Here is a 23,305-nt window from a genome sequence, read left to right as displayed (position 1 = left end):
CCGTCTGCCGGCGTTCCCGCCCTAGCCTTCGGGATCGTCGATGAAGCCCGCCACCCGGGATTCCGTTCCGGGTGACGGAGCCCAGCCGAACGACGATCCGTAGGCCAGACCTTCTGCCGTGCCGTCGACATCGGGGACCTCGTCGTCGTCCTCCGGGTTCGGCGGGCTGCCGGCGCCCAGCAGACTCCGCGTGAGCGCGGACTGGGCAGCCATCAACTCCTCCACGGTGGCCGCCAGGTCATCGTCGGTGACGTCCCGGTCCTGGAGTGCCGCCCGCAAGACGGAGCGCCTGACGAGTTCCTTGGCGAACGAGGCAGTGGTCCCCCCGGTCTGTTCCGCGGCCCGGTCCAGGGTCTCCTCGGAGAATCCGAGCGAGCCCGCGTAGAGCCCGAGCAGGGCCCGGCGCTCCGCTTCACCGGGCTTCGGGATTTCGACGGCCAGGTCCACCCGTCCGGGGCGTTGGGCCAGGGCGCGTTCCAGGGTCTCCACCCGGTTGGTGGTGAGCACGAAGGCCACGTCGGCATCGGCGTCGAGCCCATCCATGGCCTCCAGCAACTCGAACAGGAGCGGCTGGGCGCCCATGCCAAAGCCGCGATCCTCCGCCACCAGATCGCAGTCCTCCAGCACGACGATGGCCGGCTGCAGCGCCCTCGCCATCCGCGCGGCCTCGGCAACCAGGGAGAGCGACCCGGCAGAGAGCAGGATCGCCGTGGTCCCCGCCGAACGCGACAACAGGTACCGCACCAGATGCGTCTTGCCGGTCCCCGGCGGTCCGTACAGCAAGACCCCGCGTTTGAGGTGTTGACCGGCCCGCAGCAATGCGGCCCTGTGCCGGCCCAGCTCGATCACCTGTCGTTCCACGGACGAGAGCACCCCCGACGGGAGGATGATGTCACCGGGGGTCATCTGCGGCCGCCGATGAAACGTCACACCGCCGGTGGTGGGCTCGAATTCGTTGGCGGAGAAGGAGACGACGTGTCGGCGGTAGATGCTTTGGGCGCGCATTTCCGCACGGAACCAGGAGGTGAAGGCGTCGACGTGCTCCGCCCGGCCACCGAGGATCTCCAGACTGGCGGCCGCCCTGCCGAATTGTGGATGGGGGCCCCGCAGCAGCACTGCCAAGCGCCCGTGGGAGCCATCGACCAGGAACAGGCCGTAGTCGACGATGCGACGGCTCTGATCGGGTCCGACGTCGACGGTTCTGTAGTCCGGCTCGGCGATCGGCGCCCTGTGGTGGCGCCGGTTCTGCAGGAGGTCACCCAGGGACAGGTGGTGCCGTTCCTCCGATCCGACGCCCACCAATCGCTTGATTCCATCCATCCCGGAGAGCAGGATCGAGGCGTCGGCCAGCCGATGCCCACCGAATTCCTCGGTCACCGCAGGAATTCCGGCGGTCGTGGAACCGAAATGCGCTTCAACGGCGTCCCAGACCTGCTCGCCGTGGTGCTCGCCGAGCTGCATCGACGCAGCCAGGTCCGTCAGTGTGCTGAAATCCGCCAAGAACCGCTTGAGTTCATCGTCCATGCTTGTGGAGCCTAACAGCGGCTTCGTCGACGCCGGAAGGAATCAAGGCAGCAGTGCCAGCAACGGCTGCGCCCGGGTCCTGGCGATCTCGATGGCCGGGACCATGATCCCCAGGAAGGCGTAGACGGACACCGGGACGCACAGCAGCCATTCACGCCACGATCCGGCTTTGCCCAACACGGGGATGGACAGGCGGCCGCTCCTGCGCCATACGTGTTTCAGGACGGGGAGCCTTCTGACGAAACGGGGTGCCCGGATCTTCAGCGGCCAGATGAGATTGCAGCCGCCCACGGTCAGCAGGTCCCCGACAATATGCGTGGCCGTGCCCAGCAGCATCGCTAGCACGAACCAGTACTGCTGCTCGGGGGCGAAAAGCGCCACGAACGCCCCGGCCGGGATCGATACCAGCCACGGCAGGCGCCGCATCGTGTCGGGGATGAACTTCAGCGCCTTCAGGGCAAAGGCGATCAGCAGGACAGCCGACAGGCCGGCCCCCGGGAAAACGGTGCCGTAGCGCGGCAGCTCGAGTTGCCACAGCCCCAACAGGTAGGCGGCCAGGGTGAAGACGGCGATCCCGAACAGCGAATGGGTTCCGTTGCGGTGCCCGTCGGCAACCTCTCCGATTCCTGCACAGACAACGTTGGAGACCGGCGGCAGCGAGTGGGCGATCGTCGCGTGCCGGTGGTCGGCGTCGGGCAGCAGGGCGGCGCCCGCGCACGCCATGGCCCCGGCCAGGACTCCCGCCGGGGTGACGTCCAGGAGCCCGAAACCCAAGGGGACCTCGGCTGGCAGGAACGCCAGGCGATCCGCCAGCGGCCCCAACGCGATCACCGGTTCGGTGGTGGCTGCAATCCAGACGGCCGCGCCGCTGGCTGCGTGGTGTCCTCCCATCATGGGTTCTGGCTCTCTTTCGCTGGAAGGTGTCTCTGGTGCCGGGGTGGCGGCCGGCTCCCCCGGGCCACCGCGAGTAACCACCCTAGGCACGGCCACCGACACCTGGGAGCCGCCGCGCACCGTCGTGCCCGGTAGTGTTGATCACATGACCGCCCTGATGCACCGCGTGGCAGCCACCCACGAATTCCGCGGCCTGCGCGCCACCGAACACCATTTCACCGTCCCGCTGGACCATGGCCGGCCGGGCGGGGAATCCATCACCGTCTTCGCCCGGGAGATCAGCTCGCTCGAGCACGAGGCACCCGACGCACTGCCCTGGCTGCTCTACCTGCAAGGCGGTCCCGGCGGACAGGGCCCCCGCGTGTCCAGCCTGACCGGGTGGATGGCCGAGGCCGCCAAGACGTTCCGCATCCTGCTGCTGGACCAGCGCGGCACCGGCCTGAGCACCCCGGCCAACCGGCAGTCGTTGCCGCTGCGTGGCGACGCGGCCGCCCAGGCCGCCTACCTCACCCACTTCCGGGCCGACTCGATCGTGGCCGACGCCGAGGCCATCCGCACCGAACTGGGCATCACCTCGTGGAGCACCTACGGGCAGAGCTACGGCGGCTTCTGCACGCTCACCTACCTGTCTTTCGCGCCCGCTGCGTTGGACCGCTGCCTGGTCACCGGAGGGCTCGGCCCGCTGCACGGCACGCCGGACGACGTCTACCGCGCCACCTACGCCCGCATGGCCGCCCGCAACGCCGAGTATTTTGCGCGCTACCCCGAGGACCGGATCGTGTTGAACCGGATCATGCGCCATGTCGAGCAGGAGCACGAGCACCTCCCCGACGGCCGCCGGATCACCGGCGGCCTGGTCCAGATGCTCGGCCAGTTCCTGGGCGGCAACACGCGCATGGACCAGCTGCACTTCGTCTTCGAGGGCGCCTTCATTGCCACCCCGGCCGGCCCGCGGCTCTCCGATGCCTTCTCGGAGGTCCTCCTCCACCAGGCCAGCCGGGCCGCGAACCCGCTCTACGCGCTCATGCACGAATCGATCTACGCCCAGGGCGGCGCCACCGGTTGGGCCGCCGAACGCATCGCCGCCGAGTTCCCGGCCTTCGACCCCGGATCCGCCGAACCATTGCTGACCGGGGAAATGGTCTACAGCTGGTACTTCCGCGAGGATCCTGCACTGCGTCCGTTGGAGGACGTGGCCCGCATCCTGGCCGAGCATGAGCACTGGCCGGAACTGTACGACGCCGGACAGCTCGCCTCCAACACGGTGCCGGTGGCCGCCGCCGTGTACACCGACGACGTCTACGTGGACCGCGACATCAGCCGGGCCACCGCCGGGAAGGTCAGGGGCCTGCAGGTCTGGGAAACCGCTGACTTCCACCATGACGGGATCGCCGACGACGGTGCAGCCATCTTCGCCCGGCTGCTGGGCATGACCACGCCCACCGAAGAGTCCACCGCCTAATCCGGAACCTCTGCACGGTGCACGGTTTCACCCGTGCCGGCCGCGAGCGTGCCGGCGGACGCCCGGCGTGCCTGCCGCACCGCCGCGACGGCCACGAGAAGCACCACCACCAGGCAGGCCAGGCCCAGGCCGCGGAACCCGATGAGGGCCAGGACCACTCCTGAACCGGCGGCACCCACCGCCCCGGCCACGCCCATCAGGGCATCGGAGAGCCCCTGGATGGGGACCCGGTGGCCCGCCGCCACGGATTCGGCGACGAAGGCGGACCCCGCGATGGTCGCCAACGACCAGCCGACCCCCAGCAGCACCAGCCCCGTGGTCACGGCCACCGTGTGGGAGGCCCCGAGTCCAGCTGTCAGCAGGGCAGCGACCAGGACGGCGTCGCCGAGGAGCATGGTGGTGACCCGTCCGCGCCGGTCGGCCAGCAGGCCCACCAGCGGCGAGAGCGCGTACATGCCGGCAATATGCAACGAGATGGTAAAGCCAATGAGCACCAGCACGTCCAGGCCGGGATGGTGTCCTGCCATGCCGGTCCCCGCGCCGCCGGAGGCCAGGGCGTCCAGGTCCTTCAGGTGCACCGGGGTCATCGACATCACGGCGACCATGACCAGATGTGATCCCGTGATGGTCAGCACGCCCAGCCGGGCTGCCGGGTTGGCGCGCAGGATCGCGAGGCCGCCGCGGATGGCCGACGGGGCAGCTGCTTCCGCCGGGCCGGCCGCCGGTTCCTGCCTGACCAGTGACAACGGGTCGGGGCGCAACCCGATGTTGAGCACGACGACGGAGAGCAGCATCCCCGTCAACGAAAACAGGAACGGGCCACTCATCTCCGGCAGCCCCCACCGTGCGCCGAGGGCGGCACCGGGGCCGATCAGGTTGGGGCCCGCCACCGCCCCGATCGTGATGGCCCAGACCACCAGGCCCAGATCACGTGCCCGGCTGGCCGGGGCGGCCAGATCGGTCGCGGCAAAGCGGGCCTGCAGGTTGGCGGCGTTGCCCACGCCCAGCAGGGCGGCCGAGACCAGGAGCAGTCCGAGGCCACCGACCATCGGTGTCAGGGCCATGCCGACCGCGCCGAGGGCGGCGATCAGCAGGCCGGTGGAGAGCGCGAGGCGGCGTCCCCGGCGGATGGCCAGGCCGGCCAGCGGCAGGGCAGTGAGCGCCCCGGCCACGGAGATCGCCATGGTGGGGGCACCGGCGAACGCATTGCTGCCGGTCAATTCCACTGCCATCAGCGAGCCGAGCGCCAGTCCGGAGCCGTTGCCGATGCCACTGAGCAGTTGGGCCACGGACAGGGTGGTGACGATCCGGCGCTGTTGACGCCGCAGGCCGCCGGGCGTCGGATCATCGGCTGCGCGGATCTCGGTCACCCGAGCAGCCTACCAAGCGCCGTCCCCGCCGCCCGAGACAGTACGCGGACGCAGGAAGGCCCGGGGAACCGTCGTCTGGACGGTTCCCCGGGCCCTCGTGGCAGGCAGGCTAGGAGTTCGGCTCCGGGTCTTCCCCGTTGCCCCGCTCGGCGGCCGCCTGCTCCTTGGCCTCGGCGGCGGCACGCTTGCCGGCCGGGCTCATCAGGCTGGCCACTGTCGCGATGACCAGCGTCCCGACGATCACGATCAGCGAGAAGCCGGTGCTGATGTCGGGCACCCAGTGGATGCCCTCGCCACCGTTGATGAACGGCAACTCGTTCTCGTGCATGGCGTGGAAGATCAGCTTGACGCCGATGAACGCCAGGATGATCGACAGGGCATGCTTGAGGAAGATCAGCCGTTCCATCAGTCCACCCAGCAGGAAGTACAGCTGGCGCAGCCCCATCAGCGCGAAGATGTTCGCGGTGAAGACGATGAACGCGCTTTGGGTGAGCCCGAAGATGGCGGGGATCGAGTCGACGGCGAACAACAGGTCGGTCATGCCGATGGTGATGAAGACCATGACCATCGGGGTGAACATGCGCTTGCCGTCGATGGTGGTGCGCAGGCGGTTGCCGTCGTAGTTCTTGCTGACCGGCAGCTTGGCCGTCAGCTTGGAGACGAGACCGCTTTCGCCCTCGTCCTCGTCGTCGTCGCTGCCGGTGGCCTGCTTCCAGGCGGTCCACAACAGGAAGATGCCGAAGATGTAGAAGATCCAGGTGAGGTTCTCAATGAGCGCCGCACCCAGCAGGATGAAGATGCCGCGCAGGATGAGCGCGATGATGATGCCGAACATCAACACTTCCTGCTGGTACTTCCTCGGTACCGAGAACCTGGCCATGATGATGATGAACACGAACAGGTTGTCCACGCTCAGGCTGTATTCGGTGATCCAGCCGGCCACGAATTCCTGGCCGTAATCCGGTCCCGCCTGCCACCACAGGACGCCGGCGAAGACAATGGCCAGCGCCACGTAGAAGCCGACCCATAGTCCGGCTTCCTTCATGGAGGGTTCGTGGGGGCGCTTGACCACGTACAAGAGGTCGAAGAGCAGGATCAGTCCGAGGACCACGAACGAGATCACTTCGAATTGGGTTGTCAGGTGTTCCGACACATTGACCTTTCCGGGCGCGCTGGGCGCCGGCTGGGGGTATGGGGCATGGCCGCAAGTCTCTCCGCCGGCCCGGTCCCCGGGGCGGCCGCTGTGCCCGGCGGGGCAGCGATGACCCGCGTGTTGACGTCCACAGTGTTCGGGATACTCCCCTACGCTCCCGAAATTCTACAGCATGTGCTCAGGCGTGGCCCGCCTGCTGCATCTGGCGCAGCTCCTTCTTCAGGTCCCCGACCTCATCGCGCAGCCGTGCGGCCAGTTCGAACTGCAATTCCGCGGCGGCACCGTGCATCTGGTCGGTCAGCTGGGTGATCAGGTCCACCAGGTCCTCCGCCGGCACCGCCGCCAGTCCGTCGCGGCGCACCGCGGCTTCGGCTTGGTGGGTCTTGGCGGTGGTCTTGCGGTTGCCCTTGGCGAGGCGTTGGTTGTTCAGCAGTTCCTGGGTGTCGGCGTCCTCGCGGGCCAGCTGGTCGGTGATGTCGGCGATCTTCTTGCGCAGCGGCACCGGGTCCACTCCGCGTTCCTTGTTGTACGCCTCCTGGATCTCGCGGCGGCGGTTCGTTTCGGAGATGGCGTGCGCCATGGAATCGGTGATCCGGTCGGCATACATGTGCACCTGGCCCGACACGTTGCGGGCTGCACGGCCGATGGTCTGGATCAGCGAGGTGCCCGAGCGCAGGAAGCCCTCCTTGTCGGCGTCGAGGATGGCCACCAGGGAAACCTCCGGCAGGTCGAGCCCCTCGCGCAGCAGGTTGATGCCCACCAGCACGTCGAAGACGCCCAGGCGCAGCTCGCGGAGCAACTCGACCCGGCGCAGGGTGTCGACGTCGGAATGCAGGTATTGGACCTTGACCCCGTGTTCGGTGAGGTAGTCGGTCAGGTCCTCGGCCATCCGCTTGGTCAATGTGGTGACCAGGATCCGCTCGTCCCGGCTGGTCCTGGCACGGATCTCCTCGAGGAGGTCGTCGATCTGGCCCTTCGTCGGCTTGACCACGATCTCCGGGTCCAGCAGACCGGTCGGGCGGATGATCTGCTGGACGACCCCGTCGGCCTTGCCCAGTTCGTATTTGCCCGGGGTGGCCGAGAGGTAGACGGTCTGTCCGATGCGTTCGAGGAACTCGTCCCACTTCAGTGGACGGTTGTCCATGGCCGAGGGCAGCCGGAAGCCGTGTTCCACCAGGGTCCGCTTGCGCGACATGTCCCCCTCGTACATGGCGCCGATCTGCGGGATGGTCACATGGGACTCGTCGACCACCAGCAGGAAGTCATCCGGGAAGTAATCCAGCAGGCAATGCGGGGCGGTTCCCGGCCCGCGGCCGTCGATGTGCCGTGAATAGTTCTCGATGCCGTTGCAGAAGCCCATCTGCTGCATCATTTCCAGGTCGTAGGTGGTGCGCATGCGCAGGCGTTGGGCCTCCACCAGCTTGTTCTGCCCCTCGAGTTCGTTCAACCGCACGCGCAGTTCGTCCTCGATGTCGGTGATGGCCCGGTTCATGCGTTCGGGTCCCGCCACGTAGTGGCTGGCGGGGAAGACGTACATCTCCTCTTCCTCGCGGATCACGTCGCCGGTCAGCGGGTGCAGGGTGTGGATCTGTTCGATCTCGTCGCCGAAGAACTCGATGCGCAACGCCTGTTCCTCGTACATCGGGATGATCTCCACCGTGTCCCCGCGGACACGGAAGGTGCCGCGGTGGAAGTCCATGTCGTTGCGGGCGTACTGCATGGAGACGAATTTGCGCAGCAGCTCGTCGCGGTTCATCTCCATCCCCTTGCGCAAGGTGACCATCCCGGCGACGTACTCCTCGGGGGTCCCCAGACCGTAGATGCAGGAGACGGTGGCGACGACGATGACATCGCGGCGGGTCAGCAGGGTGTTGGTGGCGGAGTGCCGTAGCCGTTCGACCTCCTCGTTGACCGAGGAATCCTTCTCGATGAACGTATCGGTCTGCGGGACGTAGGCCTCGGGCTGGTAGTAGTCGTAATAGGAGACGAAATATTCGACGGCGTTGTTCGGCAGCAGTTCACGGAACTCGTTGGCCAGCTGGGCGGCCAGTGTCTTGTTCTGGACCAGCACGAGCGTGGGCCGTTGGATCTTCTCGATCAGCCAGGCCGTCGTGGCGCTCTTGCCGGTACCCGTGGCGCCGAGCAGGACCACGTCCTTCTCCCCGCCGTTGACGCGTTCGGCAAGTTCCGTGATCGCCTGGGGCTGATCGCCTGCCGGTTCGTAGTCGCTGATGACCTCGAAGGGGGCGACGACGCGGTTGATCTCCTGCGCAAGACTCATGGATCTAGGCTACGCCCCGCGTCCGACGCGTTGCACTGTTCCCGCCCTCGGCTTAACGACCCGGGGCGGCCCGGTCCGGCAGGAGGTTCAGGCGCGTGGGTCCCGCGGTGCCCGGGCGCCCCGGCCGGGGTTCCCGAGCAGGCCGTTGTTCTCGAAGCGACCGAGGATGGCCACGAACATCTGCTGGGCGAAGACCACGCATCCTGCCAGGGCAGCGACGATCCCGGCCAGTGTCATCCATGCCGGGACGAGGACCTGCCAGCTCCACGGCGCGTGGCCGGTGGTGAATTCGGCGCGGCCACCGGCTGCGAGCCACACCACGATCGCCAGGACCCAGAGCACGCCGGTGGCGATGAACAGCCAGGTCACCCACTTCATGCCGCCGCCGAAGGTGTAGCCGACCGGCTTGGCCGCGCTCATGCTTCCTCCCCCGCGCTGGACGCAGCCTTCCGGGTGGCTTCCGGCTGCAGCCGGTGGTTCCAGAGTTCGTCGACCGAGGACAACAGCTCCTCCGGCGTCCCCGAATTCTCCAGCACGACGTCGCTGACCGCGGCACGCTCGGCATCGGTGGCCTGGGCGGCCATCCGCGCCGCGGCCTCCTGTTCGGTCATGCCCCGGTCGGCGACCATGCGCCGGATCCGTTCCGGCCGGGGGGCCTGGACGGTGACCACGAGGTCGAAGGAGCCGGACTGGCCGGTCTCCACCAGCAGGGGGATGTCCTGGACGACGATGACCGGATGGCCGGCGGTTTCCCCGGCCGCCGCTTCCTCGCGGATCCGGGCGGCTTCGGCCCGGACGAGCGGGTGGACGATGCCGTTGAGCCGCTCCCGGACTTCCGCGTCGGCGAACACGAGCTGGCCGAGCCGCGGACGGTCCAGGCGTCCCTCCGCGTCGAGCAGTGCGGGCCCGAAGGCCTCCACGATCTGATCCAGCCCCACGGTGCCGGGCTCGACGACCCGGCGGGCGATGGCATCGGCGTCGACGAGCACGGCACCGAGCTCCACGAGCCGTGCCGCCACCGCCGATTTGCCGGCGGCGATTCCGCCGGTCAGTCCCACATCAAGCATCTCCCCAGCATAGTGGGCGGTGCCGCCCCGTCGGCCACGCGGCCCGGCCCCGCGCGTCTAGACTGGTGGGATGCCCGGGACCGCCACGCCTCCAGTCGCCTATACGACACTGGCCCGCGCGGCCAGCCATGAACTCGAGGTCAAACGTTCCCGCTTCATCGCCTATCTGGTCCGCACCGACACCGAGGAGGCGGCCCGCGGCGTGGTCGCCGGACTGCGCAAGCAGCACCACGACGCCCGCCACCACTGCTCGGCCTTCGTGCTGGGGCCGGACCGGGCCGTCCAGCGCAGCAACGACGACGGCGAACCCTCCGGCACTGCGGGGGCACCCATGCTCGAGGCGCTGGCCAAACGGCAGACCCCGTCGGGGGCCGCGGACCTCTCGGACATCACCGCGGTGGTGGTCCGCTATTTCGGAGGCGTCCTGCTTGGGGCCGGCGGACTGGTCCGCGCCTATTCCCAGGCGGTCTCCACCGCGCTGGACAGCGCCCGGCTGGTCCAACGCCGGCGCATGGCGTTGTTCGGCATCGAAGTGGACCATGCAGCGGCCGGACGCCTGGAAAACGACCTCCGCTCCGACGGGACGACCCTGCTGGAAACGTTCTATGGACCCGACCGGGCCACGCTGCGGGTGGCCCTGCCCGACGGACCGGACACCGCCGCGGACTTCGGCGCCCGGCTGGCCACGTTGACCGGCGGGGTGTGTTCCGCCGAACCGGACGGCACGCAGTGGGTCGATACGGGGTTCGGGGTCCGCCCATGACCGGGTTCGACCCCACGCAGCTGCGCCGGTGGCCGGATATCGAGTCCCCCGAACTGCAGGCGCACGACGGCGCCGACCTCCTGCTCCTGGACACCGCACTGGCCACCGGGCTGCTGCCCGGAGCCGCCGGGTCCGTGGCGGTGGTGAACGACCACTACGGCGCGCTGACGCTCGGTGCCCTGCACGCGGGGGCCACCGGGCTACGCGTCCACCAGGATGCCCTCTCGGGCGAGCGGGCCCTGGAGGCCAACGCCGGGCGGACGGGAGCCGGCACCACCGGGTTTTCCCATGACGCCCTCGCCCCTGAACTGGTGGCCGGCGCACGGCTGGTGCTGGTGCAGTTGCCGCGCTCGCTGGACGCCCTCGAGGAGATCGCCGATCTCGTGGCCCGCCATGCGGATCCCGGGGTGGTGCTGTTGGCCGCGGGACGCATCAAGCACATGAACCTGGCCATGAACGACCTGTTGGCCCGCTACTTCGAGAACGTGTCGGCCAGCCGGGCGGCCCGGAAATCGCGGGTGCTCACCACCGGCGTCCCCCGCGCAGCCGCCCAGCTCCCCCCGCGGCGCTTCCCGCTCGCCGCCGCCCACGACGTGGGAGGGGATCGGCCGCTGCAGCTGCGCGCCTTCGGTGCCACCTTCGGCGGCGCGAAGCTCGACCCGGGAACCCGTTTCCTGCTCCCCCACCTCACCGGGGCCCGGTCGGCGTCCACCGCCGTCGACCTGGGGTGCGGCAACGGCACCATCGCCTCCTACCTGGCCCGCCTGCGGCCTGGCCTGCGGGTGCTGGCCTGCGACCAGTCGGCGTCGGCAGTGGCCTCCACCCGGGCCACCGCGGAGGCCAACGGGGTGCAGGACCGCGTCGAGGTGGTGCGCGAGGACGCCCTGGGCTGGTTGGAGGATGCGTCCCAGGAGCTGGTGGTGCTCAATCCGCCGTTCCACGTCGGCAATGCCGTGCACGCGGGCATTGCACTGAAGCTCATCACCGACGCCGGGCGAGTCCTGGCCCCGGGCGGTGAACTGTGGTGTGTGTGGAACTCGCACCTGGCGTATCGCGGACAGCTGGAACGCCGGGTGGGGCCCACCCGCCAGGTGGCCAGGAATCCGAAGTTCACGGTCACGGTGTCCACCCGCGGTTCCCGCGCCGACCGCCCCTGAGCGCGGGCACCGCACCGGTTCCGCGACGCGTCAGAGCCCCTCGAACAGGTCGGTCAGCAGACGGCCGTTCCGGGGTTGTCGCGGCCAGGCGAGCACGAAGTGCTCGCGGCTGACCTGGTGCGCCCAGGTCACCTCGTCCATGCCGGGTGGATGCAGCACGTGTTGCTGGCTGCGGTGTTCCAGCAGGCCTGCGACGATGCGTGGTGCCACGGAGCTGGTGTCGACCTCGATGTCGATCTGCCCATCCGGGACGGGGTGCAGGTCGTATTCGCGGTCGGGATCCCAGGGTGGTGCACCGGTGCGTCGGCGGTGTTCGTTCCAGCGGTCGAACGTCGATCGGCGCAGGGCGCCGTGGACCAACCGCACCAGCCCGGGGCCGCCTCTGCGGCGGGCGGCATGGAAGGCCGTGTCGGTGGCCCGGCCGATGGCGATGTGGTCGCGGTGCCCGGTGATCCCGTCGGGGCCGAACGTGCAGACGATGCTCGGCCGTTCGCGCAAGAGGACTTCCTCGACGCGGGCCGCCAGTTCGGCCGGGTCCACCCCTGCCAGTCCGCCGTCGTCGTAGTCGAGCCATTCGTGCCGGTCGGGCACCACCCCGTGAGCTGCCCAGGCGTTCCTGCTTTCGACGCGGCGGAGGGCTCCGAGCGTCGCCCGGGTGGCGGGGAAACCGTCGGCGATGTCGCCGGCAGCACCGTCGGTGGCAATGACGAGCACGAAACGGAAGCCGGGGTCGCCGGCATGGAGGGCGATCGACCCGGCACAACCATAGGCGTCGTCATCGGGATGGGCCACGACGACGGCGATGGACCGCTGCTCCGGCATGGCCACAGACTACGCCCGGGTCCTCCCCTCGCCTATGTTTCGCGCGCCGCCGGGGTTTCCCGGGACAACAGCAGGTCCACGTCGGGCCAGGGGACGTGGACTCGTCGCCCGTACACCCCGGCCTTGGCCAGATCGGCGTGGGCGACGACGATGCCGTCGGGTGAGGCCTCGAGGATGACGACTCCGCCATCCAACTCCTCCGGGGCGTCGCGCAGCGACCACCGCTCGGCCAGTTCGGAAATCCCCCGGTCGATGAGCAGTTCCTCCGCTTCCAGGAATTCCGTGGGCCCGCCCACTGGATGTCCCAGCAGGTTGCGGGCCTGGACCAGGGAGTAGTCGCCGGACAGTGGCTCCAGGTAGCCCACGGTTTCCCCGTCGTCGCGCTGCGTGGCCAACCAGCCGGTGGTGTCCATGGTGTCCTTTGGTCTGCCCGCCCGGTGCTCGTCGACGGTTCCTGGTGGTTAAAGAAGCCGGGGCCCCCGTACCCGTAGGTGCAGGGGCCCCGGCGAGGCAAGCCTCAGCGCGGACGCTGGAGACTAGTTGCCGGTGAGCTTCTCGCGCAGAGCGGCGAGGGCCTCATCGGAAGCCAGCGTGCCGGCCTCGGGGGCCGGAGCCTCGGATGAGTAGCTGGTCGAAGCCGACTCGGACGTGGTGCCCTCGGAGACGGCGGTGTCCTGAGCCAAGTGCTCGGCGACCTGCTTCTTGTGTGCTTCCCAGCGGGCCTGGGCGTCGGCGTACTGCTGCTCCCAGGCGGTGCGCTGGGTGTCGAAGCCCTCAAGCCACTCGTTGGTCTCCGGATCGAAGCCCTCCGGGTACTTGTAGTTGCCCTCTTCGTCGTACTCCGCGGCCATGCCGTACAGAGCCGGATCGAATTCGGTGCCCTCGGGATCGACGCCCTCGTTGGCCTGCTTCAGCGACAGGCTGATGCGGCGGCGTTCCAGGTCGATGTCGATGACCTTGACGAAGAGCTCGTCGCCCACGGAGACAACCTGCTCGGCCAGCTCGACGTGGCGCACGGCCAGCTCCGAGATGTGCACGAGGCCTTCGATGCCGTCTTCGACGCGAACGAACGCACCGAACGGAACCAGCTTGGTGACCTTGCCCGGGACGACCTGGCCCAGGGCGTGGGTGCGGGCGAAGGTCTGCCACGGATCTTCCTGGGTCGCCTTCAGCGACAGGGAGACGCGCTCGCGGTCCAGGTCGACCTCGAGAACCTCGACGGTGACTTCCTGGCCGACCTCGACAACCTCGTTCGGGTGGTCGATGTGCTTCCAGGACAGCTCGGAGACGTGCACGAGGCCGTCCACGCCACCCAGGTCCACGAAGGCACCGAAGTTGACGATGGAGGAAACGACGCCGGGACGGACCTGGCCCTTTTCCAGCTTGTTGAGGAACGTGGAGCGGACCTCGGACTGGGTCTGCTCGAGCCAGGCACGGCGGGACAGGACCACGTTGTTGCGGTTCTTGTCCAGCTCGATGATCTTGGCTTCGATCTCCTGGCCGATGTACGGAGCCAGATCGCGCACACGGCGCATCTCGACGAGCGATGCGGGCAGGAAGCCGCGCAGGCCGATGTCGAGGATGAGGCCGCCCTTGACCACCTCGATGACGGTGCCGGTGACGACGCCGTCCTCTTCCTTGATCTTTTCGATGTCGCCCCAGGCACGCTCGTACTGAGCGCGCTTCTTGGACAGGATCAAGCGGCCTTCCTTGTCCTCCTTGGTCAGGACGAGGGCTTCGACGTTGTCGCCGACGGCAACGACGTCACCGGGGTCGACGTCGTGCTTGATGGAAAGCTCGCGGGAAGGAATGACACCCTCGGTCTTGTAACCGATGTCGAGCAGGACTTCGTCGCGGTCGACCTTGACGACGGTGCCTTCGACGAGGTCGCCATCGTTGAAGTACTTGATGGTGGCGTCGACGGCTGCGAGGAAGTCTTCAGCGGTCCCGATGTCGTTGATGGCGACCTGCGGGGTACCGGTCTTCTCGTTGGAGGTGATGGTCATGTAGTAGGGGCTCCGATGTGGATAGATTGCGTCAGTCGAAGGGCCGGAAGTCCCGGCATGCTCCGAAGATGGAACTGAAATTGTTGCGACTCAGGGCATGGAACACCCCAGCAGTCACCACATGAGTTTAGTCCCCCGGTTGGCGGCCGGTCAAAACGCCTGGCGCGTCGTCGTCGAACCAGGGCCAGCGGCTAGAACCCGTTGATCGCGTAGGGCGCCCCGGGGAGGTCCAGCAGGGTGCAGGCCCGTGCCAGCGCTTCGTCGGAGGAGGCCCGCAACCGCCCGGCCTCGGCCAGGGCCCGGACGCTGGTTCCACCCAGGTAGAGGGAACCGAGCAGTGCGACGTCGAGTTCGAGATCCGCCGGACCGGCGTCTGCGGCGGCGTCCACCCGGGCGGTCCCGCCCGCGACGGACACCTCCCAGGTGCCGTCGGCGTAGCCGAGCGCATCGGTGACCCGGAGGCGAAGCGACCCGTCGGCGCCGTACTGGCGGGCACGCAGTGCCGCGGGCACATCGAGGATGCGCAGCCACAACAGGTCCTCGGTCTCCGTGACGGTGACCCGCCGTGGGTCATCGATCATCCAGGGCAGCGCGTCATCGGGAGCCGCAGCACCATATTCGACGCGTTCCACCAGGTCGTGGGCGCCCAGGTAGCGCCACAGTTCACGGCGGGCGGCAGCCGTGGCGGCGACCAGGTCACGAACCTTCATGGTCACCGGGGAGGTGTTCCATCCGGCGAAGGAGTACGTCAGGAAACCCTGCGGGGTGCCCTCGTCGTCCAGGTGGACCGCTGCCCGCAGCGTGGGATCGTCCTTGGCTGCGTCCTCCGCCAGCCGGCCGGTGGCCCGCAGGGTGTACGCCTCTTGGCGCCCGATGGATCCGCGGTGGCTGGCGTGGAAGCGTTCGAACAAGGCAGGGGCCAGTTCCTGCAGGGACGCGGGGTCGACGGCGACGACCTGGCCTTCGGGGGGCGCCACGAGGGGCAGCCCACCCTTGACGTCGACGCGGACCGAGTCCAACGTCGTGGCGGGTCCGAAGCCGAACCGCCCGTAGATCGTCGCCTCGGAAGCCGTCAGCGCGGCGATCGGCAGGCCGGCATCGCGGGCACGGTCGAGCGAGTCGGTCATCATCCGGCGCAGGATGCCCCGGCGCCGGTGGCTGGGGCGGACCGTGACCACGGTGATGAGGTGGCTCTCCACCAGGTTCCCGGCACCGGTGTTGAGGGTCTTGCGGAACTCGGCAAAGGTGGCCACGGGGATGCCTGCATCCAACGACGGTGCCGGGGCCTCGTCGTCGTACACCCCGACGAGGACCCGCCCGTCCACCTGGTAGGTGCCGGCCAGGCGGGCGACCTCCGGTGCGGTGTAGGGCTGTTCGTGGAAGCCGGTGCGCACGGCACGGAACCAGTCGGCGGTGCGCTGGTCCACCTGGGGTTCGGCGTCGCCTGCTGCCGGGAGGAACCCGGCGGAGAAGATCTCGTGGCGCAGCGCCGTGGCTTCGGTGGTGGGGTTGGTGTTCGTGGTGGTCATCAGTGTGCGGCCTCCTGCCAGCTGTGGCCGGTACCGACCTGGACATCAAGTGGGACTGAGAGATCCGCTGCGGATCCCATGTGGTCGCGCACCAGCGCGGTGACGGCTTCGAGTTCCCCGGGCGCCACCTCGAGGACGAGTTCGTCGTGGACCTGCAACATCATCCGCGAGGACAGCTCCTGCTCCCGCAAGGCGGAGTCGACGCCGAGCATGGCGCGTTTGATGATGTCGGCGGCGGAGCCCTGGATGGGGGCGTTCAGCGCGGCGCGTTCGGCCATGTCACGCAGTTGCCGGTTGTCGCTGGCCAGATCGGGCAGGTACCGGCGACGTCCCTCGATGGTGGAGGTGTAGCCGTCCTTGCGGGCCTGGTCCACGACCGAACGCAGGTAGTCGCGCACCGCACCGAAGCGGGAGAAGTAGTCCTTCATCAGTCCGCGGGCCTCGTCGACGGGGACGCCGAGCTGCTTGGACAGGCCGAAGGAGCTCAACCCGTAGGCCAGGCCGTAGGACATGGCCTTGACCTTTGCACGCATCTCGGAGGTGACGTCGGCGGGCTCGACGCCGAAGACGTGGGAGCCGACGAACCGGTGCAGGTCCTCTCCGTCCTTGAACGCCTGGATGAGGGCCTCATCTCCCGAGAGGTGGGCCATGATGCGCATTTCGATCTGCGAGTAGTCGGCGGTCAGCAGGGTCTCATACCCCTCTCCGACGATGAAGGCCTCGCGGATCCGCCGGCCCGCCTCGCTGCGGACCGGGATGTTCTGCAGGTTCGGGTTCAGCGAGGACAGCCGTCCGGTGGCGGCGATCGTCTGGGCGTAGGTGGTGTGGATCCGGCCGTCGTCGGCGATGGCCTTCTGGAGCCCCTCGACCGTCTGGCGCAGCTTGGACGCGTCGCGGTGCGCCATCAGGGCCGCCAGGAACGGGTGCCGGGTCTTGGCGAGCAGGTCCCCCAGCGAGTCGGCGTCCGTGGTGAAGCCGGTCTTGATCTTCTTGGTCTTGGGCAGTCCGAGTTCCTCGAAGAGCACGACCTGCAGCTGTTTCGGGGATCCGAGGTTCACCTCGTGGCCAATGGCGGCATAGGCCTCGGCGGTGGCGGTTTCGATGGTGGTGCCGAAGTCGGACATCAGGTCCTGAAGGCGGCCGGCGTCCACTGCGATGCCGACGCGTTCCATCCGGGCCAGCACCACCGACAGCGGCAGCTCCATGTCGGCCAGCAGGGTGCTGGCCCCGCGTTCGAGGACCTGGCCGGTGAGGTAGATGCCCAGTTCGCGGACCACGTAGGCGGCACGGACCACGGGTGCTGATGACCGTGCCCCACCCAGGTCCAACACCTGCTGCCCGGACTCCGCCGGTGCGTCCGCCGCCAGCTGGATCCGCAGGTGGTGTTGGGCGATGTCGGCGAGCTCGTGGCTGCGGCGGTCCGGCTGGATCAGGTAGGCGGAGATCATCGTGTCGTCGACGACGGGCCCGAGCTCGATGCCACGGGCGGCCAGCAGCTTGTAGCCCGCCTTGTAGTCGTGGATGGCCAGCTTGTAGTCGGAGGATCCCAGCAGCCGTCCCAGCTCCGCCTCGGCCTCGGCGTCCAGGCCCTCGAGGTCGACGTAGGCGGTCGCCGCTTCGGCGGCCAGGCCGAGGCCCACCGCGTCATCGCCGCCGGCACTCGAAGCGACGGTTTCCAGATGCAGGCCGATGGTGTGGGCACCGTGTTCGTGGAACCAGGCCTGCAGTGCGTCGGCGGAGTCGAGCAGTGACGGTTCGGGGATCTCCATCTCGGGTTCCGGCTCGGATTCGTCCTCGCCGAAGAGGTCGAACAGGCGCTTGCGCAGGGTGTTGAACTGCAGCGCATCGAAGAGTTCCTCGATGGCGTCGCGGTTGGGTGCCTCCAGTTCCAGGGCATCCAGCCCCACGGGCAAGTCCAGGTCGGTCAGCAGGTGGTTCAGGTGCCGGTTGCGGCGGACGGCGTCGACGTGTTCGCGCAGCGATTCGCCGACCTTGCCCTTGATGGATTCCATGTTCTCCAGCACGCCGTCGAGCCCGCCGTAGAGGTTGATCCACTTTGCGGCCGTCTTGGGGCCCACCCCGGGGACGCCGGGCAGGTTGTCGGCGGTCTCCCCCACCAGTGCCGCCAGGTCGGGGTAGCGTTCCGGGCGCACGAAGTACTTCTCCTCGACGGCTGCAATGTCCATCGGGGGGATGTCGGAGATCCCCTTTTTCGGGTAGAGCACCGTGGTCTTCTCGGTGATCAGCTGGAAGGCGTCGCGGTCCCCCGAGACCACCAGCACGTCCCAGCCGGCCCCCTCGCCGACGTGGGCGAGCGTGGCGATGATGTCGTCGGCCTCGAAGCCGTCCAGGGTGATGGAGGGGATGTTCATGGCCTCCATGACCTTTTGGATGAGGTCGATCTGCCCGTAGAACTCCTCGGGCGTCTTGTTGCGCCCGCCCTTGTACTCGGCATACTCCTGGGAGCGGAAGGTGGGGGTGTCCAGGTCGAACGCGACGGCGACGTGGGTGGGCTTGCGCTGTTCGATCATCTTGATGAGCATCGAGACGAAACCGTAGACCGCGTTGGTGTGCTGTCCGGTGTCGGTGGCGAAGTTCTCCGCCGGCAGCGCATAGAAGGCGCGGAAGGCCATGGAATGCCCGTCGAGGACGAGCAGGCGCGGGGTGTCGGGGGCGTCGTTTTTGGTTGCTGGACTCACAGGTGCCAGCCTAGTTGCCATGACAGACAAATACACGCCGGGCACCGCCGCCCCGGGCAGCGGGAACGACGACGGGGTGAACCCGTTCCGCGGGCAGCTCACCCGGCACGGGGTACCGGCGGCGATGTGGCCGATGCTCAGCGCCCACGGTGTCGGGACCCTGGTGGAGAAACTCGCCATCGTCTTCACCGCGATGTCGGTGGACCGGGTGGTGGCGACCATGCCCGTTGAGGGCAACCAGCAGGTGGCGGGCATCCTCCACGGCGGGGCGAGTGCCGCCCTGGCCGAGACCCTGGGTTCGTTCGCCGCGGCGCTGCATGCCGGCCCGGGCGGGCGGCCGGTGGGCCTGGACCTCAATGTCACCCACCACCGGGCGGGCACCAGCGGCCTGGTGACCGGCGTCTGCACGCCCCTGCATCTGGGGCGGAGCACCACCAGCCACGAGATCGTCGTCTCCGATGAGGCAGGACGACGCGTGTGCACTGCCCGGATCACCAACATGCTGCTGGATCCGTCCTGAACGGCCCCCGCAGGACCTGATCGTCGGCGTCACCGGATCCGGGAAGTCGACGTTGGCCGTGCGGCTGGGCCGGGCCACGGCCCTGCCGGTGCATCTGGTCGACGAGGAATTCGGTTGACTGCCGGGCTGGGTCCAACGCGACCCCGGGGAACAGCGCCGGCTGGCGCTGGAACGGGTGGCAGAACCCTCGTGGATCTTCGATTCCGCCTACTCCCACTACCGCAGCGAGGTTGCCGGGCGTGCGGATCTGATCGTGTGCCTGGACTACCGGCGGTGGGTGTCACTGGCCCGCCTGGTCCGCCGCAGCGTGCGCCGGGTCCTCTCCCGCGAAGCGGTGTGCAACGGCAACGTCGAAACCTGGGGCACGTTGTTCTCGGCGGATTCGATTCTGCGCTGGCACGCCACCTCCTTCGCGGGGAAGCGGGAACGCATCCGGGCCCTGGCCGATGCCTACGGCCCGCGGAAGGTGCTGCGTTTCCGCTCGGCCCGCCGGGCGCAGCTGTGGCTGGAGGGCGTTAACGCATCAGGCCGCATCCCCTGGCCGTAGACGGAAGGGGATGCGGCCGGAGACGGCGCCGGGTGCTAGTTGGCCTTGCGCTTCTTCTTCGCGGAGTCCAGGATCAGGGCCAGGCCGATGCCCAGCATCCAGAAGTCCTTCGCCACGGCGGTGCCGTTCTGCGTCGGGCGGATGCCGTCTTCGCGGGTCAGGCCGGGCGTCTTGAGGTACATGGTGACCATCGACGCGGAAAAGGCAGTGAGGCCAAGGCCCGCGAGCTTGCTGGGCACGAAGGGCAGCAGCAGGGCGGCACCCAGGGCGATCTCCGCGGCACTGAGGACCTTTCCGAACTGTTCGGGGTCCAGGTCGGCCAGCTGCGGGAACGCGGAGGAACCCATCTGCTGCAGTCCGGCGGCCGTTTCCCCGTCGAGCTGGAGCTTGCCCACGCCGGAATTGAGGATGAAGGCACCGGTGGTCAGGCGCAAGGGCAGGTGGCTGAGTTTCATGGGACAGGTCCTTTCGATGCGTACACGGGTCGCCTCCGAGCCTAGAGCGGCCGACGCCCATGCGCCAGTCGGACCTGCTCAGTAGCCGCTGCGGGTCACGGCAGGGGGTTTTCCGACGTCGTACCGTGTTTCCCGCACGCCCAGGCCGTATTCGCGGCTCGAGGTGGGGGTCAGCGGCAGGGGCGCCCGCAGGCTGGCCAGGGGCCGGCCGCCGCCCAGCAGGACGGGCATGGTGTAGAGGATCAGCTCATCCAGGTGCCCGGCTTCGGCGAGTTGTCCGGCCAGTCCCCCGCCGCCGAGGACCCACACGTCCTTCTCGCCGGCGTCGGCTTCGATGTCACCCACCCATTCGTCCACGTCGCCGCGGATGAACGTCAGGTCGGCACCGGGTTCTGCGGCGAGTTCGCGGTGGGTGAAGACCCAGCAGGGGAGGTCGGGGTAGGGCCACGGTTCGCCCGATGAGCGCATGTGTGCCGTCAGCCAACGGTAGGTGTCGGCGCCCATCACCAGGGAACCGATCCCGGCCATGAAGGCCTCCACGGGGTCCCCGAATCCCGCGTGGTAGTCGTTGAACGCGAACAGCCATTCCAGCGAGTCGTGCTCGTCGGCGATGTAGCCGTCGGCGCTGGCTGCCACGAGGTACCGGAAGCGTGTCATGAGCCCATGGTGCCACATCGGGCCACACGACCCCCGGGTCGGATCAGTGGCCTCCGCCGCCGCCGAGCTGCGGGACGATCAGGTAGATGCCCAGCAGGACCAGGCAGCCGCAGAGCACGAAGCAGGCCACGGCCCCGCTCTTGGCCAGGGCGGCACCGCGGCCGCCATCCTCGGCGATGGCCTTGAGGCGCACGGCCGAGGAGTAGAGCGTCACCAACGCCAACGACGCGATGAGCGTGACGACCGTAACGGTCAGGAACGAGAGCCATTCGATGTTCATCGGGTCTCCTCTGCAGAGGTGGACGTGCCGTCAGCCGTGGTGCCGGCGGGCGCCTGCTTTCGATCGGCCTTCTTCCGGGCCTCGTGGGCCATGCGTTCGGTTTCCTCCCGCTCGGCACGGCGCTGGGCCTTGCGCATCTTCCGGCGTTGCTTCTTGGTCGGGATGTTCACGGCAGCGCCGGCCTCGTCGACATCGGAGACCGCGTGGTTCGGCCCGATGACGTTCTTGCGCGACAGCCACCAGATCAGCAGCACGACGCCGAAGCCGATGACTGCCACCAGGACCAGCCCGAGGGTGCCCAGGTAGGTCAGGGCGGCGGCCAGCGCGCCGACTACCGCCGCGCACGGCAGCGTGAACAGCCAACCGGTGGCGATCTTGCCGGCCGTCCGCCACTGGACGCTGGCTCCCTTGCGGCCCAGACCCGAACCGATGACGGAGCCGGAGGCCACCTGGGTGGTCGACAGGGCAAAACCCAGGTGCGAGGAAGCCAGGATGGCCGCCGCGGTGGAGGACTCTGCGGAGAACCCCTGGGCGGGCTTGACCTCGGTGAGGCCGGTGCCCATGGTGGCGATGATGCGCCAACCGCCGACGTACGTGCCCAGGGCGATGGCCAGGGCGCAGGCGGTGATGACCCAGATGTGCACGTGGCTGCCGGATTCCTGCAGGTTGGACGCGACCAGGGCCAGGGTGATGACGCCCATGGTCTTCTGCGCGTCGTTGGTGCCGTGGGCCAGGGCCACGAGCGAGGAGGAGAAGATCTGTCCGACCCGGAAACCGCCGCGTTTGGGCGAGGAGACCCCCGAGGGGCGCTTGGTGATCCAGTAGGCCAGCTTGGTGCACAGGTAGGCGGCCAGGCCGGCGATGACCGGGGCCACCAGGGCGGGCAGCAGGACCTTGGAGACCACTGTGCCGTAGTTGACCACGCCGAAACCCGCGCCGGCGATGGCCGCACCGATGAGGCCGCCGAACAAGGCGTGCGAGGAGCTGGAGGGCAGGCCCAGCAGCCAGGTGAGCATGTTCCAGACCACCGCCCCCATCAGCCCGGCGAAGATGATCTCCGGTCCGATCGAAAAGCCGTTGTCCCCCTCGTTGATCAGTCCACCGGAGATCGTGGTCGCCACCTCGGTGGACAGGAACGCCCCGATCAGGTTGAGGATCGCCGCCAGGGTGACAGCGGTTTTCGGTTTGATCGCCCCGGTGGCGATCGGGGTCGCCATGGCGTTGGCCGTGTCATGGAAACCGTTCGTGAAGTCGAAGAACAGTGCCAAGGCGATGACCAGGACAACGATGAGGGAGATTTCCATCTAGGACCAATCTGGGGATGGCTGAGGTGCACGGCCGAACGAAGGAACGGGTCCGACCCAGAATTCACTCTATGTTCACATACATCTCGCTGGCGGCGCTATTTCACCCCCGCGGAGAGCACGCCACGTGTTCCACGACACGGCACCGGCTGGGGGCGTGCAAGTTGGGCCGGCGGGTCGTAGTCTCCTGTCATGGCCAGATTCTTCGATGTCCATCCGCAGGACCCCCAACCGCGTGCGGTGGGCCAGATCGTCGAGATGCTCCAGCAGGGGGCGCTCATCGCCTACCCGACCGATTCCTGCTACGCGCTCGGCGCCCAGCTCGGCAACCGGGAGGCCCTGGACCGGATCCGGACCATCCGCCACCTCAACGACAAGCACCACTTCACGTTGATGTGCAGCAGCTTCGCCCAGCTGGGCCAGTTCGTGGAGATGGGCAACGCGGTCTTCCGCAGCCTGAAGGCCGCCACCCCCGGCAGCTACACCTTCATCCTCAAGGCCACCCCGGAGGTCCCGCGGCGGTTGCTGCACCCGAAGAAGAAGACGGTCGGCGTGCGCATCCCCGACAACGCCGTCGTGCAGTCCCTCCTCTCCGCCCTGGGTGAGCCGTTGTTGTCCACGACGCTGCTGCTGCCCGACCAGGAGGAGCCGCTGACGCAGGGGTGGGAGATCAAGGAACGGCTAGACCACCAGGTCGACGCGGTGGTCGACTCCGGGGAATGCGGCACCGAACCGACCACGGTGGTCGACTTCTCCAGCGGGGTCCCGGAGATCCTGCGCGTGGGCATGGGCGATCCCACCCCCTTCGAATAGCG

22 protein-coding genes are annotated in these 23,305 nt (G+C 68.4%); 6 read left to right on the top strand and 16 right to left on the bottom strand.

All coding sequences use genetic code 11. From position 1 onward, the window contains the following. Positions 1–21 precede the first annotated feature (21 nt). Positions 22–1,524 (bottom strand): AAA family ATPase, encoded by a 1,503-nt coding sequence (locus ACN0TP_RS11795; protein WP_417219210.1) that lies wholly within the window; start codon positions 1,522–1,524, stop codon positions 22–24. 42 nt (positions 1,525–1,566) lie between these two features. Then, positions 1,567–2,418: a metal-dependent hydrolase gene (locus ACN0TP_RS11790; protein WP_417219208.1), complete on the bottom strand. Its 852-nt coding sequence runs from the start codon at positions 2,416–2,418 to the stop codon at positions 1,567–1,569. 145 nt (positions 2,419–2,563) lie between these two features. Between ACN0TP_RS11790 and ACN0TP_RS11785 the strand changes: the two genes are divergently transcribed. Then, on the top strand, positions 2,564–3,880 hold the full coding sequence (locus ACN0TP_RS11785; RefSeq protein ID WP_417219207.1) for an alpha/beta fold hydrolase: 1,317 nt from the start codon (positions 2,564–2,566) through the stop codon (positions 3,878–3,880). On the opposite strand, the gene ACN0TP_RS11780 is transcribed toward ACN0TP_RS11785, so the two are convergent. From ACN0TP_RS11780 to coaE, 5 genes are all read right to left on the bottom strand, one after another. Beyond that, complete coding sequence (locus ACN0TP_RS11780; RefSeq protein WP_417219205.1) at positions 3,877–5,250, bottom strand: MFS transporter; 1,374 nt, start codon at positions 5,248–5,250, stop codon at positions 3,877–3,879. The two genes, ACN0TP_RS11785 and ACN0TP_RS11780, sit on opposite strands and share 4 nt — an antisense overlap. A 109-nt stretch (positions 5,251–5,359) precedes the next feature. Further along, positions 5,360–6,403 (bottom strand): TerC family protein, encoded by a 1,044-nt coding sequence (locus tag ACN0TP_RS11775; protein ID WP_417219204.1) that lies wholly within the window; start codon positions 6,401–6,403, stop codon positions 5,360–5,362. Between the two features lie 178 nt (positions 6,404–6,581). After that, entirely contained in the window at positions 6,582–8,684 is a 2,103-nt protein-coding gene (gene uvrB, locus ACN0TP_RS11770) for an excinuclease ABC subunit UvrB (RefSeq protein WP_417219202.1), read from the bottom strand. An 87-nt stretch (positions 8,685–8,771) separates the two neighbouring features. Next, the gene (locus tag ACN0TP_RS11765; protein WP_417219200.1) at positions 8,772–9,104 is read right to left on the bottom strand and encodes a hypothetical protein; all 333 of its coding nucleotides are present in this window, start codon (positions 9,102–9,104) and stop codon (positions 8,772–8,774) included. Then, positions 9,101–9,751, bottom strand: coding sequence for a dephospho-CoA kinase (coaE, locus tag ACN0TP_RS11760; protein WP_417219199.1), 651 nt, complete (start codon positions 9,749–9,751; stop codon positions 9,101–9,103). The genes ACN0TP_RS11765 and coaE overlap by 4 nt, the downstream gene beginning before the upstream one ends. Positions 9,752–9,821: 70 nt before the next feature. Here coaE and ACN0TP_RS11755 point away from each other — a divergent pair, with 70 nt between their 5' ends. Both ACN0TP_RS11755 and ACN0TP_RS11750 read left to right on the top strand, forming a co-directional pair. After that, a complete protein-coding gene (locus tag ACN0TP_RS11755) occupies positions 9,822–10,514 on the top strand; it encodes an IMPACT family protein (protein WP_417219196.1) in 693 nt (230 codons plus the stop codon). Continuing rightward, entirely contained in the window at positions 10,511–11,671 is a 1,161-nt protein-coding gene (locus ACN0TP_RS11750; protein WP_417219194.1) for a class I SAM-dependent methyltransferase, read from the top strand. The genes ACN0TP_RS11755 and ACN0TP_RS11750 overlap by 4 nt, the downstream gene beginning before the upstream one ends. A gap of 30 nt (positions 11,672–11,701) precedes the next feature. On the opposite strand, the gene ACN0TP_RS11745 is transcribed toward ACN0TP_RS11750, so the two are convergent. The 5 genes from ACN0TP_RS11745 to polA form a co-directional block, all read right to left on the bottom strand. Next, the gene (locus ACN0TP_RS11745) at positions 11,702–12,493 is read right to left on the bottom strand and encodes a PIG-L deacetylase family protein (RefSeq protein ID WP_417219191.1); all 792 of its coding nucleotides are present in this window, start codon (positions 12,491–12,493) and stop codon (positions 11,702–11,704) included. 32 nt (positions 12,494–12,525) lie between these two features. After that, positions 12,526–12,906 (bottom strand): hypothetical protein, encoded by a 381-nt coding sequence (locus tag ACN0TP_RS11740; protein ID WP_417219189.1) that lies wholly within the window; start codon positions 12,904–12,906, stop codon positions 12,526–12,528. A 123-nt stretch (positions 12,907–13,029) separates the two neighbouring features. Further along, on the bottom strand, positions 13,030–14,499 hold the full coding sequence (rpsA, locus tag ACN0TP_RS11735; protein WP_417219186.1) for a 30S ribosomal protein S1: 1,470 nt from the start codon (positions 14,497–14,499) through the stop codon (positions 13,030–13,032). A 191-nt stretch (positions 14,500–14,690) separates the two neighbouring features. Further along, complete coding sequence (locus ACN0TP_RS11730) at positions 14,691–16,028, bottom strand: GNAT family N-acetyltransferase (protein ID WP_417219185.1); 1,338 nt, start codon at positions 16,026–16,028, stop codon at positions 14,691–14,693. Next, a complete protein-coding gene (gene polA, locus ACN0TP_RS11725) occupies positions 16,028–18,661 on the bottom strand; it encodes a DNA polymerase I (protein WP_417219405.1) in 2,634 nt (877 codons plus the stop codon). The genes ACN0TP_RS11730 and polA overlap by 1 nt, the downstream gene beginning before the upstream one ends. Positions 18,662–18,746: 85 nt before the next feature. Here polA and ACN0TP_RS11720 point away from each other — a divergent pair, with 85 nt between their 5' ends. Further along, positions 18,747–19,247: a hotdog fold thioesterase gene (locus ACN0TP_RS11720; RefSeq protein ID WP_417219183.1), complete on the top strand. Its 501-nt coding sequence runs from the start codon at positions 18,747–18,749 to the stop codon at positions 19,245–19,247. Between the two features lie 175 nt (positions 19,248–19,422). Beyond that, on the top strand, positions 19,423–19,794 hold the full coding sequence (locus ACN0TP_RS11715) for a hypothetical protein (protein ID WP_417219182.1): 372 nt from the start codon (positions 19,423–19,425) through the stop codon (positions 19,792–19,794). A 35-nt stretch (positions 19,795–19,829) separates the two neighbouring features. Here the strand turns inward: ACN0TP_RS11715 and ACN0TP_RS11710 are convergent, their stop codons facing one another. From ACN0TP_RS11710 to ACN0TP_RS11695, 4 genes are all read right to left on the bottom strand, one after another. Continuing rightward, positions 19,830–20,249 (bottom strand): hypothetical protein, encoded by a 420-nt coding sequence (locus tag ACN0TP_RS11710; protein WP_417219181.1) that lies wholly within the window; start codon positions 20,247–20,249, stop codon positions 19,830–19,832. A gap of 78 nt (positions 20,250–20,327) precedes the next feature. Further along, on the bottom strand, positions 20,328–20,906 hold the full coding sequence (locus ACN0TP_RS11705) for a dihydrofolate reductase family protein (RefSeq protein WP_417219179.1): 579 nt from the start codon (positions 20,904–20,906) through the stop codon (positions 20,328–20,330). A gap of 43 nt (positions 20,907–20,949) precedes the next feature. Further along, positions 20,950–21,186, bottom strand: coding sequence for a hypothetical protein (locus ACN0TP_RS11700; protein WP_417219177.1), 237 nt, complete (start codon positions 21,184–21,186; stop codon positions 20,950–20,952). Further along, positions 21,183–22,490, bottom strand: coding sequence for an anion permease (locus ACN0TP_RS11695; RefSeq protein WP_417219176.1), 1,308 nt, complete (start codon positions 22,488–22,490; stop codon positions 21,183–21,185). The genes ACN0TP_RS11700 and ACN0TP_RS11695 overlap by 4 nt, the downstream gene beginning before the upstream one ends. Positions 22,491–22,682: 192 nt before the next feature. On the opposite strand from ACN0TP_RS11695, the gene ACN0TP_RS11690 reads away from it, so the two are divergent. Further along, the gene (locus tag ACN0TP_RS11690; protein WP_417219174.1) at positions 22,683–23,303 is read left to right on the top strand and encodes an L-threonylcarbamoyladenylate synthase; all 621 of its coding nucleotides are present in this window, start codon (positions 22,683–22,685) and stop codon (positions 23,301–23,303) included. Positions 23,304–23,305 lie beyond the last annotated feature (2 nt).

This window comes from Arthrobacter sp., from assembly GCF_048266065.1.
Taxonomy (GTDB): domain Bacteria; phylum Actinomycetota; class Actinomycetes; order Actinomycetales; family Micrococcaceae; genus Arthrobacter_H.
This window is presented reverse-complemented; position numbering and strand designations above follow the sequence as displayed.

Bases quoted from the DNA above. Each gene is read 5' to 3' on its own strand.
- ACN0TP_RS11795 (WP_417219210.1), bottom strand. From the start codon at position 1,524: ATGGACGATGAACTCAAGCGGTTCTTGGCGGATTTCAGCACACTGACG.
- ACN0TP_RS11790 (WP_417219208.1), bottom strand. From the start codon at position 2,418: ATGATGGGAGGACACCACGCAGCCAGCGGCGCGGCCGTCTGGATTGCA.
- ACN0TP_RS11785 (WP_417219207.1), top strand. From the start codon at position 2,564: ATGACCGCCCTGATGCACCGCGTGGCAGCCACCCACGAATTCCGCGGC.
- uvrB (WP_417219202.1), bottom strand. From the start codon at position 8,684: ATGAGTCTTGCGCAGGAGATCAACCGCGTCGTCGCCCCCTTCGAGGTC.
- ACN0TP_RS11765 (WP_417219200.1), bottom strand. From the start codon at position 9,104: ATGAGCGCGGCCAAGCCGGTCGGCTACACCTTCGGCGGCGGCATGAAG.
- coaE (WP_417219199.1), bottom strand. From the start codon at position 9,751: ATGCTTGATGTGGGACTGACCGGCGGAATCGCCGCCGGCAAATCGGCG.
- ACN0TP_RS11755 (WP_417219196.1), top strand. From the start codon at position 9,822: ATGCCCGGGACCGCCACGCCTCCAGTCGCCTATACGACACTGGCCCGC.
- ACN0TP_RS11750 (WP_417219194.1), top strand. From the start codon at position 10,511: ATGACCGGGTTCGACCCCACGCAGCTGCGCCGGTGGCCGGATATCGAG.
- ACN0TP_RS11745 (WP_417219191.1), bottom strand. From the start codon at position 12,493: ATGCCGGAGCAGCGGTCCATCGCCGTCGTCGTGGCCCATCCCGATGAC.
- ACN0TP_RS11740 (WP_417219189.1), bottom strand. From the start codon at position 12,906: ATGGACACCACCGGCTGGTTGGCCACGCAGCGCGACGACGGGGAAACC.
- rpsA (WP_417219186.1), bottom strand. From the start codon at position 14,499: ATGACCATCACCTCCAACGAGAAGACCGGTACCCCGCAGGTCGCCATC.
- ACN0TP_RS11730 (WP_417219185.1), bottom strand. From the start codon at position 16,028: ATGACCACCACGAACACCAACCCCACCACCGAAGCCACGGCGCTGCGC.
- polA (WP_417219405.1), bottom strand. From the start codon at position 18,661: ATGGCCTTCCGCGCCTTCTATGCGCTGCCGGCGGAGAACTTCGCCACC.
- ACN0TP_RS11720 (WP_417219183.1), top strand. From the start codon at position 18,747: ATGACAGACAAATACACGCCGGGCACCGCCGCCCCGGGCAGCGGGAAC.
- ACN0TP_RS11710 (WP_417219181.1), bottom strand. From the start codon at position 20,249: ATGAAACTCAGCCACCTGCCCTTGCGCCTGACCACCGGTGCCTTCATC.
- ACN0TP_RS11705 (WP_417219179.1), bottom strand. From the start codon at position 20,906: ATGACACGCTTCCGGTACCTCGTGGCAGCCAGCGCCGACGGCTACATC.
- ACN0TP_RS11700 (WP_417219177.1), bottom strand. From the start codon at position 21,186: ATGAACATCGAATGGCTCTCGTTCCTGACCGTTACGGTCGTCACGCTC.
- ACN0TP_RS11695 (WP_417219176.1), bottom strand. From the start codon at position 22,490: ATGGAAATCTCCCTCATCGTTGTCCTGGTCATCGCCTTGGCACTGTTC.
- ACN0TP_RS11690 (WP_417219174.1), top strand. From the start codon at position 22,683: ATGGCCAGATTCTTCGATGTCCATCCGCAGGACCCCCAACCGCGTGCG.